Origin of the sequence: Aliiruegeria sabulilitoris, from assembly GCF_001558155.1 — a bacterium.
GTDB classification, from domain to species: domain Bacteria; phylum Pseudomonadota; class Alphaproteobacteria; order Rhodobacterales; family Rhodobacteraceae; genus Tropicimonas; species Tropicimonas sabulilitoris.
The window spans coordinates 218678-233207 of sequence record NZ_LOAS01000008.1 but is presented as its reverse complement, the minus strand read 5'-3'; the positions used below and the strand labels follow the sequence as shown (position 1 = coordinate 233207).

General features: G+C 63.9%; 12 protein-coding genes. 7 read left to right on the top strand and 5 right to left on the bottom strand.

Annotation, left to right across the window (positions count from 1 at the left end; all coding sequences use genetic code 11):
- Positions 1-13: 13 nt before the first annotated feature.
- The 3 genes from AX756_RS08580 to AX756_RS08570 are packed head-to-tail and all read right to left on the bottom strand — an operon-like array spanning position 14 to position 2519.
- On the bottom strand, positions 14-772 hold the full coding sequence (locus AX756_RS08580) for a LamB/YcsF family protein (protein ID WP_068310034.1): 759 nt from the start codon (positions 770-772) through the stop codon (positions 14-16).
- Positions 769-1785 (bottom strand): 5-oxoprolinase subunit C family protein, encoded by a 1017-nt coding sequence (locus AX756_RS08575; protein ID WP_068310033.1) that lies wholly within the window; start codon positions 1783-1785, stop codon positions 769-771. The genes AX756_RS08580 and AX756_RS08575 overlap by 4 nt, the downstream gene beginning before the upstream one ends.
- Positions 1782-2519 (bottom strand): 5-oxoprolinase subunit B family protein, encoded by a 738-nt coding sequence (locus AX756_RS08570; protein WP_068310032.1) that lies wholly within the window; start codon positions 2517-2519, stop codon positions 1782-1784. Before AX756_RS08570 ends, AX756_RS08575 begins: the two co-directional genes overlap by 4 nt.
- Positions 2520-2672: 153 nt before the next feature.
- Between AX756_RS08570 and AX756_RS08565 the strand changes: the two genes are divergently transcribed.
- From AX756_RS08565 to AX756_RS08555, 3 genes are read left to right on the top strand one after another with little or no spacing between them, the layout of a single operon-like run.
- Complete coding sequence (locus AX756_RS08565; RefSeq protein ID WP_068310031.1) at positions 2673-3635, top strand: TRAP transporter substrate-binding protein; 963 nt, start codon at positions 2673-2675, stop codon at positions 3633-3635.
- A 57-nt stretch (positions 3636-3692) separates the two neighbouring features.
- On the top strand, positions 3693-4217 hold the full coding sequence (locus AX756_RS08560) for a TRAP transporter small permease (protein WP_068310030.1): 525 nt from the start codon (positions 3693-3695) through the stop codon (positions 4215-4217).
- Positions 4218-4221: 4 nt separating this feature from the next.
- Positions 4222-5532 (top strand): TRAP transporter large permease, encoded by a 1311-nt coding sequence (locus AX756_RS08555; protein WP_068310149.1) that lies wholly within the window; start codon positions 4222-4224, stop codon positions 5530-5532.
- Between the two features lie 237 nt (positions 5533-5769).
- On the opposite strand, the gene AX756_RS08550 is transcribed toward AX756_RS08555, so the two are convergent.
- Together AX756_RS08550 and AX756_RS08545 are read right to left on the bottom strand one after the other, a co-directional pair.
- The gene (locus tag AX756_RS08550; RefSeq protein WP_438938397.1) at positions 5770-6285 is read right to left on the bottom strand and encodes a winged helix DNA-binding protein; all 516 of its coding nucleotides are present in this window, start codon (positions 6283-6285) and stop codon (positions 5770-5772) included.
- A gap of 142 nt (positions 6286-6427) precedes the next feature.
- Positions 6428-8941 carry a cation:proton antiporter gene (locus AX756_RS08545; RefSeq protein WP_068310028.1) on the bottom strand — a complete coding sequence of 838 codons (2514 nt, stop codon included), beginning with the start codon at positions 8939-8941 and terminating at the stop codon, positions 6428-6430.
- Between the two features lie 784 nt (positions 8942-9725).
- Between AX756_RS08545 and AX756_RS08540 the strand changes: the two genes are divergently transcribed.
- The 4 genes from AX756_RS08540 to AX756_RS08525 all read left to right on the top strand — a co-directional run bounded on the left by AX756_RS08540 (position 9726) and on the right by AX756_RS08525 (position 14529).
- Positions 9726-10769 carry an NAD(P)-dependent alcohol dehydrogenase gene (locus tag AX756_RS08540; RefSeq protein WP_068310027.1) on the top strand — a complete coding sequence of 348 codons (1044 nt, stop codon included), beginning with the start codon at positions 9726-9728 and terminating at the stop codon, positions 10767-10769.
- Positions 10770-10790: 21 nt separating this feature from the next.
- Positions 10791-12248: a xylulokinase gene (xylB, locus tag AX756_RS08535; protein ID WP_068310026.1), complete on the top strand. Its 1458-nt coding sequence runs from the start codon at positions 10791-10793 to the stop codon at positions 12246-12248.
- A 391-nt stretch (positions 12249-12639) separates the two neighbouring features.
- The gene (locus AX756_RS08530) at positions 12640-13524 is read left to right on the top strand and encodes a helix-turn-helix domain-containing protein (RefSeq protein WP_068310025.1); all 885 of its coding nucleotides are present in this window, start codon (positions 12640-12642) and stop codon (positions 13522-13524) included.
- Positions 13525-13620: 96 nt separating this feature from the next.
- Positions 13621-14529, top strand: coding sequence for an ABC transporter substrate-binding protein (locus tag AX756_RS08525; protein ID WP_068310024.1), 909 nt, complete (start codon positions 13621-13623; stop codon positions 14527-14529).
- Position 14530 lies beyond the last annotated feature (1 nt).

Here is a 14530-nt window from a genome sequence, read left to right as displayed (position 1 = left end):
GCGCGTCCCGCCGTCAGAGCGGGGCAACCTCGTGCCCGTCCGCTTCGAGCCCCGCACGAACGGCGCGCGCGATTTCGAGGCTTTCGGGCGTGTCGCCATGCACGCAGATCGTATCGATGCGACATGGCAGGCGCTTGCCGGAGGCGCAGATGATCGCCTGTTCGCGCACCATCGCCGCCATGTTTGCCGCCGCCTGCGCCCCGTCATGGATCATCGCGCCCGGTTGGGAACGGTCCACCAGCGTTGCGTCCTCGTTGTAGGCGCGGTCGGCAAATATCTCGCCCGCCCATTCGCCGCCGAGCACCTCCATCGCCTCTTCCATCGCCGTCAGCGGCAGGATCAGGATCACCAGTTCGGGATCGAAATCGAGGGCGGTTTCGTAGCAGGCCCGCGCCAGCGCGGCATCCTCGGACGCCATGTTGGAAAGCGCACCATGCAGCTTGAAATGCTGCAGCCGCCCGCCCGCCGCGCGCGCCATCGCATCGGCGGCGCCAAGCTGGTAGCGGATCATGTTGCGCAGCGACGCCTCGGGCAGGGTCATCCGGCGGCGGCCAAAGCCCTGAATATCCGGAAAGCCTGGATGCGCGCCAAGGTTCACGCCCATTGCCAGCGCGGCGGCCATGGTGGCGGCCATCACGTCGGGGTCGCCCGCATGCAGCCCGCAGGCGATATTGGCCGAAGTGATATGTTCCAGCAGCGCGGCATCGTTGCCAATGCTCCAGCGGCCATAGCCTTCGCCCATGTCTGCGTTGAGATCGATCCGGCGGTTCATGCGTCGTCCTCGCTGTCGAAAATGTCGATGGCGACCCCGGAGATGAGGTTGTGCACCATCAGGTTGTGATATGGGTTGCTTTCCTGCGCCTGCAATTGGCCGCTTGCGTCATCATACACACGTTCGATGGCCCGGTGCGAGGCCAGCGCCTCCTCTAGCGTCACCATGCGGAAGCGCAACCGCGCGCCGGGCGTGGCCTGCATGACCCGGGGCAGATCCTGCGGGGCGACGGTTGCGATGCGGGGGTAGCCGCCGATGGTCTGGCATTCCGGGCCGAGCACATAGGGCGTGCCATCCCCCGTCACCTGGATGTCGCCCGGCACGATGACCTCGGACATGAGGTCGAGCCCGCCGGCAGGGCGGAAGCCCTCGCCTTCATGGCCGAGCTTCACGCCCTGGCGATTTCCCCAGGCTGTTCGGATAAAGGGCGTGGCAAGGAAACGCTCCAGCACCTCTGCGGGGAACAGGCCTGTCTGCGGTCCGGCCAGCACGCGGATTTCGCCACCGCCGAAGCGGCTTTCGGAGGGCAGGGCGCGCTCGCGCTGGTTGGGCTCCGGTGGCGGGCCGATCGGCAGGCGCGTTCCATCGGACAGAACGGGGCCGAGCCTGGCGGTCAGATGCGCGCCGCGCCCGCCGACCTGTTGCGGCGTCTCGATGCCGCCCGCGAGGTGGAGATAGGCGTAATTTCCCTCTGTCGCGGTGCCGAGGCTCAGGCGCTGCCCGGGGTCGAGCCGGTGGCAGGCGTTCCAGCACAGCGGCTGGCCGTCGCGGCTGGCCTTTTTCGGTGCGCCGGTGAGCGCGATCCAGGTCGGTTGCGTGACCTCGACCTCGACGCTGGACACGATTTCCAACGCGGCAAGGGCAGGGGGCTGGTTGAGCAGCGCGGCCCCTTCGGCCAGCGCGACGGGGTCGGCGGCGCCGCCGCGCGAAAGGCCCTGGGCGAGGAAGCCGCTGCGCCCGAGGTCCTGCACGCTCGTGCCGGGGCCGGTGCGGTGGAGAATCAACGTGTTCATGGGGCGGGCTCGCAGCTTGCGCCACCATTGGGTGCTTCCGCGAGACGGTCGAAGTCGCGCGCCGGCGCTGCGGGAAACAGGATCTCGTCGCCCGGTTGCAGCAGGAAGGGCTGGTCGTGATCGGGGCGGAAGCTGCGGAAGGCGGTGGTGCCGACATGGCGCCAGCCGGTGGGGCTCTGGGTGGGAAAGAGCACGCATTGGCGGATCGCCAGGCAAAGTGCGCCCGGTGGCACGGCCGTTTTCAGGTCGTCATGGCGCGGCAGGTTCCAGCGTTCGGGAAGTTGGCCGAGATAGGGAAATCCGGGGGCAAAGCCGATGGCCATGACCCGCAGCCGCGCGGTGGAAAGCGCTTCGATGGCGCTGTCGGCATCCGTGCCTGCCAGATCGGCGGTGGCGTCGAGCTGCGGACCATGCGCGCCTCCATAGACAGTCGGGATTCGCCAGACCCGGTGGTTTGCAGGCAGGGGCGCGTCGTACCAGTTCCGCTCGGCGAGCAGCCCCCTGAGCCTGTCCATAAGGTCCGCATGGGCAAGCGTGTGCGGATCGAAGCGCAAATAGACGGCGCCAAGCGATGTGGAGGTTTCCTGCACATCCGCCATTGCATCGGCCAAAGCTCGGAAGGCGAGGGCGGCGCGGTTGGCGGCATCGTCGAACCGGTCGGCGAATCGAACCAACAGGCCGTCGATGCCCAGCGGGGAGATCTGCGGGAAGCCCGTTTCTTGATCTGATTTCACGTTAATGCTGTCTTTTTGAGCGGTTAATTGTCAATTTCCGGCGGCGTACTGTGGGTTCAGGTTACAAAACGCTTGCAAATTGTCAACGTAATGTTCTTGATGAAGTTATCAAGAACCCGGGTATGCCGGGGAGAACCAGCAGGAGAGAACGAGATGATCAGGATTGCCGCGCCGGCCATGGCCGCGCTGATGATTGCAGCACCGCTCGCCGCCGAGACATGGGACATGCCAACCCCCTACGGCGACGCCACTTTCCACACCCAGAATATCCGCACCTTCGCCGAAGATGTCGCCGCGGCCACAGACGGCGCGCTCGAAATCACCGTTCACTCGGCCAATTCGCTGTTCCCGCACGCCGAGATCAAGAACGCCGTGCGCTCGCGCCAGGTGCCGATCGGGGAGTTCTTCCTGTCGCGCCTGTCCAATGACGACCTCGCCTATGGCCTCGACAGCCAGCCCTTCGTGGCGACCTCCTATGACGACGCCGCCAAGCTCTGGGCAGCACAAAAGCCGGTGGTGACGGAACTGCTGGCCAAGGAAGGCCTGATGCCGCTCTTCTCGGTGCCGTGGCCGGCACAGGGGCTCTATACCAATGGCGAGATCAAGACGGTGGATGACCTCGCCGGCCTGCGCTTCCGCGCCTATAATGCCGCGCTGGAAGAATTCGCCGCCCTTGCCAAGGCCGCCCCGGTGCAGGTCGAAGCCGCCGACATTCCGCAGGCCTTCTCCACCGGCCAGGTCGAGGCGATGATCACATCGCCCTCCACCGGCGCCAACTCCAAGGCCTGGGATTTCGTGACCCATTACACCGCGATCGACGCCTGGGTGCCGAAGAATATCGTGGTGGTGAACCAGCGCGTCTTCGACAAGCTCGACCCGACGGTGCAGGAAGCCGTAATGACCGCCGCCGCCGCAGCTGAGACGCGTGGCTGGGAGATGTCCAAGGAAGAGGCTGCGGCCAAGACCAAGGTGATGGAAGAAAACGGCATCACCATCGTTCAACCTTCCGAGGAACTGGTTGCCGGACTGCAGGCCATCGGCGCGGCAATGCTCGAGAAGTGGAACGAGAAAGCCTCCGACGAGGCGAAAGCGATCCTCGAAGCCTACAATCAGTAATCCAAACGGCCCCCTGCACCATTGCGGGGGGCCTTTTCCTATTCGGGGGAGCCCTGAATGCGACGTGTCCTAGATACGCTCTACACCGCCGCCGGCGGGCTGGCTGCGCTCAGCATATTGGCGATCTGCCTGCTCGTGTCGGCCCAGGTCGGGCTGAATATCCTCGCGCGCATCGGAGGGCCGGCGCTCTCCTATACCATTCCATCCTATGCCGATTTCGCGGGCTTCGCGCTGGCGGCGGCGAGCTTTCTCGCCATGGCCTACACGCTGCGCGCGGGCGCCCATATCCGGGTCAACCTGCTGGTCTCGCGGCTGCCAAAGGGCGGGCAATGGGTGGCCGAGATGGTGTCGCTTGCGCTTGGCGCGGCGATGGTTGGCTATGCCACCTGGTTTTCCGTGCAGCTTCTGCTGGAGAGCCTGCATTACGGCGATACCTCGCCCGGCATCATCGCGGTGCCGCTCTGGATTCCGCAACTCACGATGGTGACTGGGCTGGTCCTGCTGACCGTGGCGCTGCTGGACACGCTCGTGCAATCGGTGCGCAACCGAGCGCCCGTTATCATCGATTTCGGATCGGAGTGACATGATGGCCGAACTTTCCGATCCCGTCATCTTCGGCATCCTGCTGAGCCTTCTGATCGCGCTTCTGGCCGCGGGCGTCTGGGTGGCGCTGTCGCTGATGATCATGGCCTTCGTCGCTATCGTCGCCTTTTCCAATGCGCCGGCCGGGCTGGTGCTGGCCACGACGCTCTGGGGGCATAGCCATTCCTGGCCGCTGGCCGCGTTGCCGCTCTTCATCCTGATGGGGGAGATCCTGCTCAGGTCCCGCCTATCGGAGGACATGTTCTCGGGCCTCGCCCCGTGGCTGACCCGACTGCCCGGGCGCCTGCTGCATGTGAACGTGCTGGGTTGCGCGATCTTCGCCGCCGTCTCCGGCTCCTCGGCCGCGACCGCGGCCACCATTGGGCGGATGTCCGTGCCGGAGCTCAAGGCACGCGGCTATCCCGAGAGCCTGATCCTCGGTACGCTGGCGGGCTCCGCCACGCTCGGCTTCCTGATTCCGCCTTCGATCATCCTGATCGTCTATGGCGTAGCGACCGAGCAATCCATCGCCCGGCTCTTCATCGCCGGCATACTGCCCGGCTTCATGCTGGTCTGTCTCTTTGGCGGCTACGTGATGATCCGCGCCTGGATGGCGCCGGATTCGATCCCGAAAGAGGATGACACGATGTCCCTGCGGGAGAAATTCGTTGCCTCCCGTCGGCTTCTGCCGGTGATGCTGCTTATCGCCGGCGTGATCGGCACGATCTATACCGGCGTCGCCTCGCCGACCGATGCGGCCGCGGTGGGCGTGGTCCTGGCGACCGTTCTGGCGGTGATGACCGGCAGCTTCGGACGCACCGAGTTCATGGAAGCGCTGATGTCGGCCACGCGGACCTCCTGCATGATTGCGCTGATCCTGTTCGGGGCGGGCTTCCTCGCCATCGCAATGGGCTTCACCGGCATCCCGCGTAACCTCGCCGCCTGGATCGGCACGTTCGACCTCTCGCCCCATGCGCTGCTGGCGGTGCTGACGGTGTTTTTCGTGCTGCTGGGCTGCTTCCTCGACGGGATCTCGGTCGTCGTGCTGACCACCTCAATCATCTTGCCGATCGTGCAGGCCGTCGGTATCGACCCGCTCTGGTTCGGCATCTTCCTCGTGCTCGTGGTCGAAATGAGCCAGATCACCCCGCCCGTTGGTTTCAACCTCTTTGTGATCCAGGGACTGACTGGCATCGATATTCTGCGGGTTGCCAAGGCCGCTCTGCCCTTTTTCCTGCTGCTGATGCTGGGGCTGTTGCTGATCACCGTGTTCCCGGGGATCGTGACAATGCTGCCGAACGCGATGGGGAACTGATCTGCGAATGAGCCATCCACTTGGATGATCGGTCGGAGCCGGTTGGGACGATTGGGGGCTCTGCCCCCAAACCCCCGCGATTTCTTCTGACCTGATTTATCCCCGCCTGGGGCACGATCCGCAGGATCGTTGGTGTGATGGAAGAACGTTTGGTGGAAAGGCGTTCGAACCGGGTGCTACCAGTTGCGCGCCGCCGTCGAAACCGACCACTGCGCGAGAGCCAAGGACGCCGCTGCTTCAGAGCGACGCTGCCGCCCGGCTCGCTTGATCATATTGGCCAGACAGCGTGCGCAGGATGGAGCCGACGTTGCGAAGCTGCTCGCCTTCGACGCCGCCTTGCAAAAGTGGCTCCAGAAGGCATTGCTCCCGGATCTGCCGATACCGTTCGCAGAGTTCCTGACCTGCTTCCGAGGCGCTGTAGAAAACTTCCTTGCCGCGCTTTTCGGAGACCAGAAGGTCCGATTTCATCAGCTTGCGCAGCGCGTAGTTCACCGTGTGCATGTCCTCGATATTGAGCAGGAAGCAGATGTCCGAGAGGCGCTTCTCCCGGTCGCGGTGATTGACGTGGTGGAGGACGAGAATTTCCAGCGGCCCCAGATCGGCCCCGCCGGCCGCGGTCATGCAGCGCTGCATCCAACGGTTGAAGGCATTGTGGACAATGATCATGCCGTATTCGAATTCCGACATCTCCCAGCCTTCGCCTTCGGCAAGGTGACGGGAAGAGACGATACGGCGCGGCGCGGTGCTGGTCACGTTTTCACCCAGATATCGTTGATGTTTCGCCGGTATATTATCAACGATTGTACGAAACGCGAGGGAATTACGCGCGCTTTTTCAGGTCGGACTGGGGTAAAATCGCGTTCTCCATGCAGGCGAAATGCATGGACGAGCCGGATCAGGAGAGTTTCTGGTCCGGAAACAGGTCTTCGGGCAGCACGACGCCGCGTTTCTCGGCGCCGTCCTGAACCGCCCGCCGTATCGCCTCGCTCCGCTTGAGAAGGCGCAGGAACCGCTCCTCGTCCAATTCGAGCAGAGTCGACGGCGCGATGGCACGGACCTCGGCGAGGCGGGGTTTGCGCATCAGGATAGCCATATGCCCGAACATCTCGCCGCGTCCCAGCCGCCATGTTTGCCCGGCACGTTCCAACTCGACCGCGCCGGAGGCGATGAAGTAGACGCTCTTGCTCGCTTCCTCCCTGTGGATGATCACGTCGCCGGAATTCACGTGGCGGGTTTGCATCGCGCGCCCCAGACGCTTCTGAAGCTTGGCATCGAGATCGGAGAAGAGCGGGAACTGCCGGATGATCTCGGTGCGCCGGAGTGCGATGTCGAGGCGCGGGCGCTCCTCGCTCGCCGCACGCCGCGCCGAGAGGTCCTGCATCAGCGTGGAGTAGACCTCTGCCCCGATCAGGCCATCCTCGCGCATTGTGGTGTATTCGCGCTCCTCGATCCGCAGCGCGGTACGACGGATGAAACGGCGTTCCAGTTCCTCGGCATAGCCGGGATATTGCAGCCGCAACCCTTCCAGCGCGGTTTCCACCCCTTCGACCCTTCGCGAGAGCAGTTCGGCGAGCAGATCGGCCACCCGCCGACCATGAATGCGGCGGATGCGCCCGTCGATGAAGGCGCCGAGATCGCGCAGGATAAGGCGCTGAGAGAGCAGTCGTTCGAACCGGTCGGCGGTCATGCGCGCCAGTGGCCGGGACAGGCCAAGCCGGTTGTTCAGCCAGACAGCGGTTCGGAAGGCGCGTCCATAGGTGATGCTGCGCCGCGCTGCCTGCTGATAACCGCTGCGGCCAGCGATGCGTGCGCCCTCGATCAGCCGGTCGGCATCCGAGAGCACCTGTTCGGCCATGCGCGCCGAAATCATCCTCTCGCGCATTCCGGCCAGGATCGTATCGCGTTCATGGCCGGCCAGCGCGATCAAGCCGAGCGTGATGCGGTCGCGGTCGAGAATGTCGGCGCTGTCCTCGGCCTGTTTGACGGCCCCTTCCAGTCGTTCGCCGAACCTCTTGGCCTCGACGCGCACGATGTCGTGGCTCAACTCGTAATCTACGGTGGTCCGGGCCACGTCCTCTCGTACCGTTTGTAGCGCCACGGCCACCACCTGCCGCGACAACGCCTCGTCAATAGGCGAGAGGCGGTCCAGCCCTAGCTTGCGGATGACCGTTCTGAGCGTGGTACCCTGCACGATCAGGGTGAACAGCACGAAGCCCGTCGCCAGGATGCCGACCACACGCTGGATGCCGTCGGGCACCCGGAAGCTTTCCGTCACTGCAAGCGCAAGCGCAAGGGTGACCGCGCCGCGCAGCCCGCCCCAGAGGATCGCGACCCGGTAGGGGCGTTCGACCGTGGGCGAGACCCGCAGCAGCGCAAGCAACGGTAGCAACCCGAACAGGATCACCGCGCGGGCTGCGATCGCGGCGGCGACCACCACACCGATCAGCGCGAAATCCGCCAGCCGGACCTCTTCCAGAAGCCGGGGGATCAGCAGCGCGGCGAGGATGAAGATGAGCGCCCCGGCCCAGTGCGCCAGCACGTCCCACAACTCGCGAAGATTGGCCCAGGCTTGCGGCGCCAGGCGTCCCGGTCCGGTCAGGTTCAGCGTCAGGCCCGCGGCGACCACCGCGATCACGCCGGAGGCCCCTATGCTCTGCTCGGCCACGATATAGGCGAGATAGGGCAGGGCGACCGAGATCGAAAGCTGCGCCATCTCGTGACGCGCGAACAGGGCCATGAGCCAGACCGCGAACTGCGCGGCCAGCCACCCCGTGACAGCCCCGCCCGCGATCAGATACGGGAAACGCCCAAGCGCGTCGCCCAGCGTCGGGTCCGGAACGCCGAGCATGACATAGCCCATGAACAGGCCGAACAGCGCGATCGCGGCGGCGTCATTCAGCAAGCTCTCGCCCTCGATGATCCGGGCAAGCCGCCGAGGGGCCGAGATCGAACGGAAGATCGACACCACGGCAGAGGGATCCGTGGTGGAGACGATGGCGCCGATCAACAGGCAGGCCACGAGGGGCAGGGTGCTGGTCCAGAACAGGGCGTAGCCGACACTCAACGTCGCCACCACCACCGCCACCACCGCGAGCACCAGAATCGGCACCCAGTCGTCGAGCATGCGGCGCAGGTTCATTCCCAGTGTCGCCTGGAACAGCAATGTCGGCAGAAAGACGTAGAGGAATACGTCGGACCGGATGGGCAGCCCCAGGATCGCCTCGGCCACCGGGTTCAGCGCGTCGGTGAGTTCGGTGCGCAGAAAGAAGGTCGCGCCGGCACCGATCAGCACGCCGAGGACGGCAAGAATGACGCTGTACGGCAAGCGCAGGCGCGCGGCGAGCGGTTCCGCCGCGCCGATGACGAGGAAGAGAGAAGCGATAACGGTCGTTACAAGAACTATTCCCATGGCACCGAATTAGCACGAAGAGCTGGCAACGCAGGGGCGAAAGTGAGTATTGCGCCCCGGTATGGCCCGCCAGAAGACGGGCCGCCGCCGGATCGATCTCTCATGCCCCTTGGTGGCCACTCTTCGCGCGCAGATTTGAAAGAAGTGGAAGCCGTCGAGACGACGACCACCGCCGCCTCCTGTTCGCTCCGTGATAGCAAGTTCTACCGACCTAGCGCCAGAGAGGGCGTGTTGCCGATTTCCTATCGTTGGTTCGCGGGTGGGGGGGCGGTGTCCGGTGCGTTGGCCCGGCCTTTGAGCGTAGAGGCGCGCGTGGCGGTGACGCGTCGGCAAAAGCCTGGAGCAGCGTTTGGATCGCCGTCGAAACGGTGCTCCATCCGAGTCGGTGAGCCGATTGTCAGAGGATTTTTGCTCCTGCGATTTTGGTATCTATACCGGGGATCGTCATGAAAAACAGGACTCCAGTTGCGGCGCTAACATGGGATTCAATCACAAGTAGAGCTGATTCGTCCGCGCGCGGTCACGCGCGGGCTGGGTCACTTCCGAAGGTGTGGCGTAGCGCTTTGTCCGGCCGCGACGTGGGCGGGTTGGTCCAACGCCAAACCGCCACTGATACTATTTTTACCGGATGCAAAAACCAAATGCTCACACCCCGTTTGAGCTGTTTACATCCGCCGTCTGCTTCCGTTCGCTTCATCAAGGCGCCTCAAAAAGGGGCATTCCTGCAAGTTTCATCCCGACGGGTGATTGAAAACTGCGCAACATATGAAGTCGAGGTGGAGCCGTGGCTAAGGCACTTGTTCTGGAGGAAAAGGGGAAACTGTCGCTTCGGGAGTTCCCTGTGGAATTGGATCTGGGGCCGGAGGATGTGAAGGTTGCCCTGCGCACTGTCGGCGTCTGTGGCTCCGACGTCCATTATTACACCCACGGCAAGATCGGTCCCTTCGTGGTCAAGGAGCCGATGATCCTCGGCCACGAGGCGGCGGGTGTCGTCGTCGAGGTCGGCGATGCGGTGACGGATCTGAAACCCGGCGACCGCGTCTGCATGGAGCCGGGCATTCCGAACCCGACTTCGCGCGCTTCCAAGCTCGGCATCTACAATGTCGATCCGGCCGTGACCTTCTGGGCGACGCCCCCGGTCCACGGCTGCCTGACCCCTGAAGTCGTGCACCCGGCGGCTTTCACCTACAAGCTGCCCAAGACCGTCTCCTTTGCCGAAGGGGCAATGGTGGAACCCTTTGCCATCGGTATGCAGAGCGCCCTTCGGGCCCGCATCCAGCCGGGCGATGTCGGCGTGGTCGTGGGCGCCGGTCCCATCGGGATGATGACGGCGCTGGCCGCGCTGGCGGGCGGATGCGCGAAGGTTTACGTGGCGGACCTAGCCCAGCCCAAGCTCGACATCATTGGCGAGTATGACGGCATCGAGACCATCAACATCACTCAACAGCCCGTCGCGCAGGCCATTGCCGAGGCGACCGATGGCTGGGGCGCCGATGTGGTGTTCGAATGCTCGGGCGCCGCACCGGCCATTCTGGATGTGCCCGCACTGGTCCGCCCCGGCGGCGCCATCGTGCTCGTCGGGATGCCGGTGGAGCCGGTTCCGATGGATGTCGTCTCGCTACAGGCCAAGGAAGCAAGGCTGGAAACCGTCTTCCGCTATGCCAATATCTATGACCGGGCGATCGCGCTGATCGGGGCGGGCAAGGTCAATCTCAAGCCGCTGATCTCCAAAACCCTGCCATTCGAGCAAAGCATCGCCGCCTTCGACCGTGCCGCCGAAGGGCGCCCGACGGATGTGAAGATCCAGATCGAAATGCCGGTCGCTTAACGCCGCAGGAGGAGCCAGCAGATGTATCTCGGATTGGATATCGGAACCTCGGGCGTCAAAGCGATGCTCGTGGACGACGCCTTCGCCACCGTCGCGGTCGCCCAGGCCCCGCTCACGGTGTCCCGGCCGCAGCCCGGCTGGTCGGAGCAGGATCCGCAGGACTGGATCACCGCCTGCGAGGCGGCTATCTCGCAGATCGCGGCGGAACATGGCGCAGCGCTGGCGGGCCTCAAGGCCATCGGCCTGTCAGGGCATATGCACGGCGCGACACTGCTCGATGCGGCAGACAAACCGCTGCGGCCCTGCATCATGTGGAATGACGGGCGTTCGGGGCAGCAATGTCTGGAGCTTGAAAAGCGCGCCGATTTTCGCGGCATCGGCGGCAATATCGTCATGGCGGGCTTCACGGCGCCGAAACTGCTTTGGGTCGCCGAAAACGAGCCGGAGATTTTCGAGAAGACGGCCAAGGTCCTTCTGCCGAAGGACTATGTGCGCCTGTGGCTGACCGGTGAGCATTTCGCTGAAATGTCGGACGCCGCGGGCACCTTGTGGCTCGATGTTGCCGCCCGGAAATGGTCGGACGCGTTGCTTTCCGCAACGGGCCTGACGCGGGATCACATGCCGGCCCTCGGCGAGGGATCGGATGTGTCGGGAATGCTCCGGCCCGAACTTGCTGAAAAATGGGGCGTTCCGCGGGTGCCGGTTGCCGGAGGCGGCGGCGACAATGCCGCAACGGCCTGCGGCATGGGGGTGACGTCGCCCGGAACCGGGTTCCTGTCGCTCGGAACATCCGGCGTTCTCTTCGCCGTGACGGATAAATTCGCGCCAAATACCGATGAAGGGGTACACGCTTTTTGTCACGCGATTCCGAAAACTTGGCACCAAATGGGTGTGATACTTTCTGCCACTGACAGCCTGACCTGGCTTTCGGAAATGTCCGGCCGCAGTCCAGCGGATCTTGCCGGGTTGCTGCCGCCGAAAATCGAGGCGCCCTCCGGTGTCGGCTTCCTGCCCTACCTTTCCGGGGAGCGCACGCCGCATAACAACCCGAGCGCTTCGGGGGCATTCCTCGGGTTGCGCCGCGTGACCCGACTGCCCGATCTTGTCCAGGCGACGATGGAGGGTGTGGCGATGGCCTTTGCCGACTGCGTCCGCGCGCTGCGGCTTGCGGGGACCGAGATCGATGCGGCCTATGCGGTGGGCGGCGGTGCGCGCTCCGATCAATGGCTGGAAATCATGGCGGCCGTGACCGGGCTCACCTTGTTGAAACCGGAAGATGGCGACTTTGGAGCCGCTTTTGGGGCCGCCAAGCTGGCAGTTGCCTGCGCTACCGGCGATGTTTCGGAAAATGTCTTTGCCAAGCCCCGGGTGGATCGGGAGATTGCGCCGGACAGGGAGCTGGCGAAGAAATATGCCGAAAGCTACCAACTTTATCGTGAAAGCTACCCCGCGCTTGCGGCGTGGCAGGGCGGTTCCTAGCAATCCGCCACGAAGGTACCCGGCGCATATTCCGGTTTCCGCCGAAGGGTTTGAAGACGGCAAGGAAGGGGGGCAGGGGTGCCTCCCTTTTTCATTTTCCGCGGCGGCTCTCATTCCCGGTACGCCCGTTCGGGTCCGAGACGGCCAGGCCCTGCGAGGCACCATATCACGCTTCGGGTCCGGGGGAGGCGGGTGGACCAATGAAGATTCACGTTTGGAAGGCCCCCGAGGCCAGCTATGCCAAAAACCACAAATTCAGGTCAAAAAACTACCAGTAAATACCTTGTGGCGACGTGGAGTCCCCTCCCGACTCTCTGGTAGAAACGAGTCACCGCACAGGGCGCGTTCAGGGACATAGCGGGCGCCATCCCAAGCGGAAGGGAGGTCTTTCGTGCAACCGGATCTGGAACTTGTACACATCAGGAAAGGTGAGTCGTTCGCGGCCTGGCAGCACGGGTATCCGTTCCGCACCGTGCGCTGGCACTACCATCCTGAATACGAGATTCATCTGGTCGTCGCGACATCCGGAAAATTCTACATCGGCGACCATATCGGCCATTTCGAACCCGGCCAACTGGTCATGACCGGCCCGAACCTGCCCCAGAACTGGATCAGCAATGTGGCCGAAGGAGCGATCGAACCACGCCGGAGCCGTGTCATCCAGTTCGCCGAAACCTTCATCGACGGTGCGCTCGAAACGATCCCGGAGATGCAGGCGTTTCGTCCGCTGCTCGAGCGCAGCCGCCGTGGCCTGCTGTTCGACGAGGCCACGGGCAAGGCCGTCCAGCCGATCATGGGCGAGTTGATCGAGGCGCGTGGCGTCCGGCGCATGGCGCTGTTCTGCGAAATCGTGGATCGGTTGATCCAGGCGCCGGAGCCTCAGATCCTGGCCAGTCTCAACTTCCAGCTCAACATGGGCAAGGCGGACGATGTCGGCATCAACCGCGCCATCGTGCATCTTCGCCAGAACCTGACCGAACAGGTGGGCGAGGCGGAGCTGGCCGAACTGACCGGTCAGAGCACGAGCAGCTTCTCGCGGTCCTTCAAGCGCCATACCGGCATGACCCTTGTGCGCTACAAGAACCAGCTTCGTATCGACCTGGCCTGCCAGATCCTGTTGTCGGACCCCGAGGTCCGGGTCGCTGATATCTGCTTCGATGTCGGGTTTTCGAACCTGTCCAACTTCAATCGTCACTTCTTGAGAATGAAAGGGATGTCGCCGTCGCAGTTCCGCGCCACCTTCGCGGCGAACGACCTGGTGCGAATGGCCGGATAACCCATCGAAAAATCGCAACCGAATTTCCACGCGCCCGCAATGATGCCGGCCGCGACCGGGAAGACTTTGACTATCTTCAACCAAGGGAGGAACCCAATGAAGAGCCTTTTGAAAACCGTATCCGCCGCAGCCCTGTGCATGACTGCATCCACCGCGTTTGCAGGCGACAACCTGAAAATCGGGATGACGTTCCAGGAGATGAACAACCCGTATTTCGTCTCGATGCAGGAGGCCCTGAAAGAGGCCGCCGACATGCTGGGCGCGGACCTGGTCATCACCGATGCCGGCCATGATGTTGCCAAGCAGATCTCCGACGTCGAGGACATGCTGCAGCAGGATATCGACATCCTGCTGGTGAACCCGACCGACAGCGCCGGGATCGAGACCGCCGTCAAGATGGCCAAGGATGCCGGCGTCATCGTCGTCGCCGTCGACGCCAATGCCAACGGCCCGGTCGACACCTTTGTCGGCTCCAAGAACCGCGACGCCGGCTACATGTCCTGCAAGTACATGGGCGAAAAGCTTGGCGGTGAAGGCGAAGTCGCCATTCTCGACGGTATCCCGGTCGTGCCGATCCTGCAGCGCGTCGAAGGCTGCAAGGCGGCTCTGGAAGAGTTCCCGGGCATCGAAATGGTCGACATGCAGAACGGTCGTCAGGACCGCTCGGTTGCGCTCGGCGTGGTCGAGAACATGATCCAGGCCCACCCGAACCTGAAGGGCATCTTCTCGGTCAATGACGGTGGCGCAATGGGCGCGCTGGCTGCCATCCAGGGCTCCGGCCGCGACATCGTTCTGACCTCTGTCGATGGTGCCCCGGAAGCCGTTGCCGCCATCGCGCAGGGCACGCCCTTCATCGAGAGCACCGCGCAGTTCCCGCGTGACCAGGTCCGTGTCGGCCTCGGCATGGCGCTGGCCCAGCTTTGGGGTGCCCGTGTTGTTCCCGCCGAAGTGCCGATCGACGTGATGGTCGTGGATGCCGAGAACGCCGAAGGCTTCTCCTGGTAAG

Excerpts from the sequence above, each read along its gene's own strand:
- AX756_RS08580 (WP_068310034.1), bottom strand. The coding sequence starts at position 772 with ATGAACCGCCGGATCGATCTCAACGCAGACATGGGCGAAGGCTATGGC.
- AX756_RS08575 (WP_068310033.1), bottom strand. The coding sequence starts at position 1,785 with ATGAACACGTTGATTCTCCACCGCACCGGCCCCGGCACGAGCGTGCAG.
- AX756_RS08565 (WP_068310031.1), top strand. The coding sequence starts at position 2,673 with ATGATCAGGATTGCCGCGCCGGCCATGGCCGCGCTGATGATTGCAGCA.
- AX756_RS08560 (WP_068310030.1), top strand. The coding sequence starts at position 3,693 with ATGCGACGTGTCCTAGATACGCTCTACACCGCCGCCGGCGGGCTGGCT.
- AX756_RS08555 (WP_068310149.1), top strand. The coding sequence starts at position 4,222 with ATGGCCGAACTTTCCGATCCCGTCATCTTCGGCATCCTGCTGAGCCTT.
- AX756_RS08545 (WP_068310028.1), bottom strand. The coding sequence starts at position 8,941 with ATGGGAATAGTTCTTGTAACGACCGTTATCGCTTCTCTCTTCCTCGTC.
- xylB (WP_068310026.1), top strand. The coding sequence starts at position 10,791 with ATGTATCTCGGATTGGATATCGGAACCTCGGGCGTCAAAGCGATGCTC.
- AX756_RS08525 (WP_068310024.1), top strand. The coding sequence starts at position 13,621 with ATGAAGAGCCTTTTGAAAACCGTATCCGCCGCAGCCCTGTGCATGACT.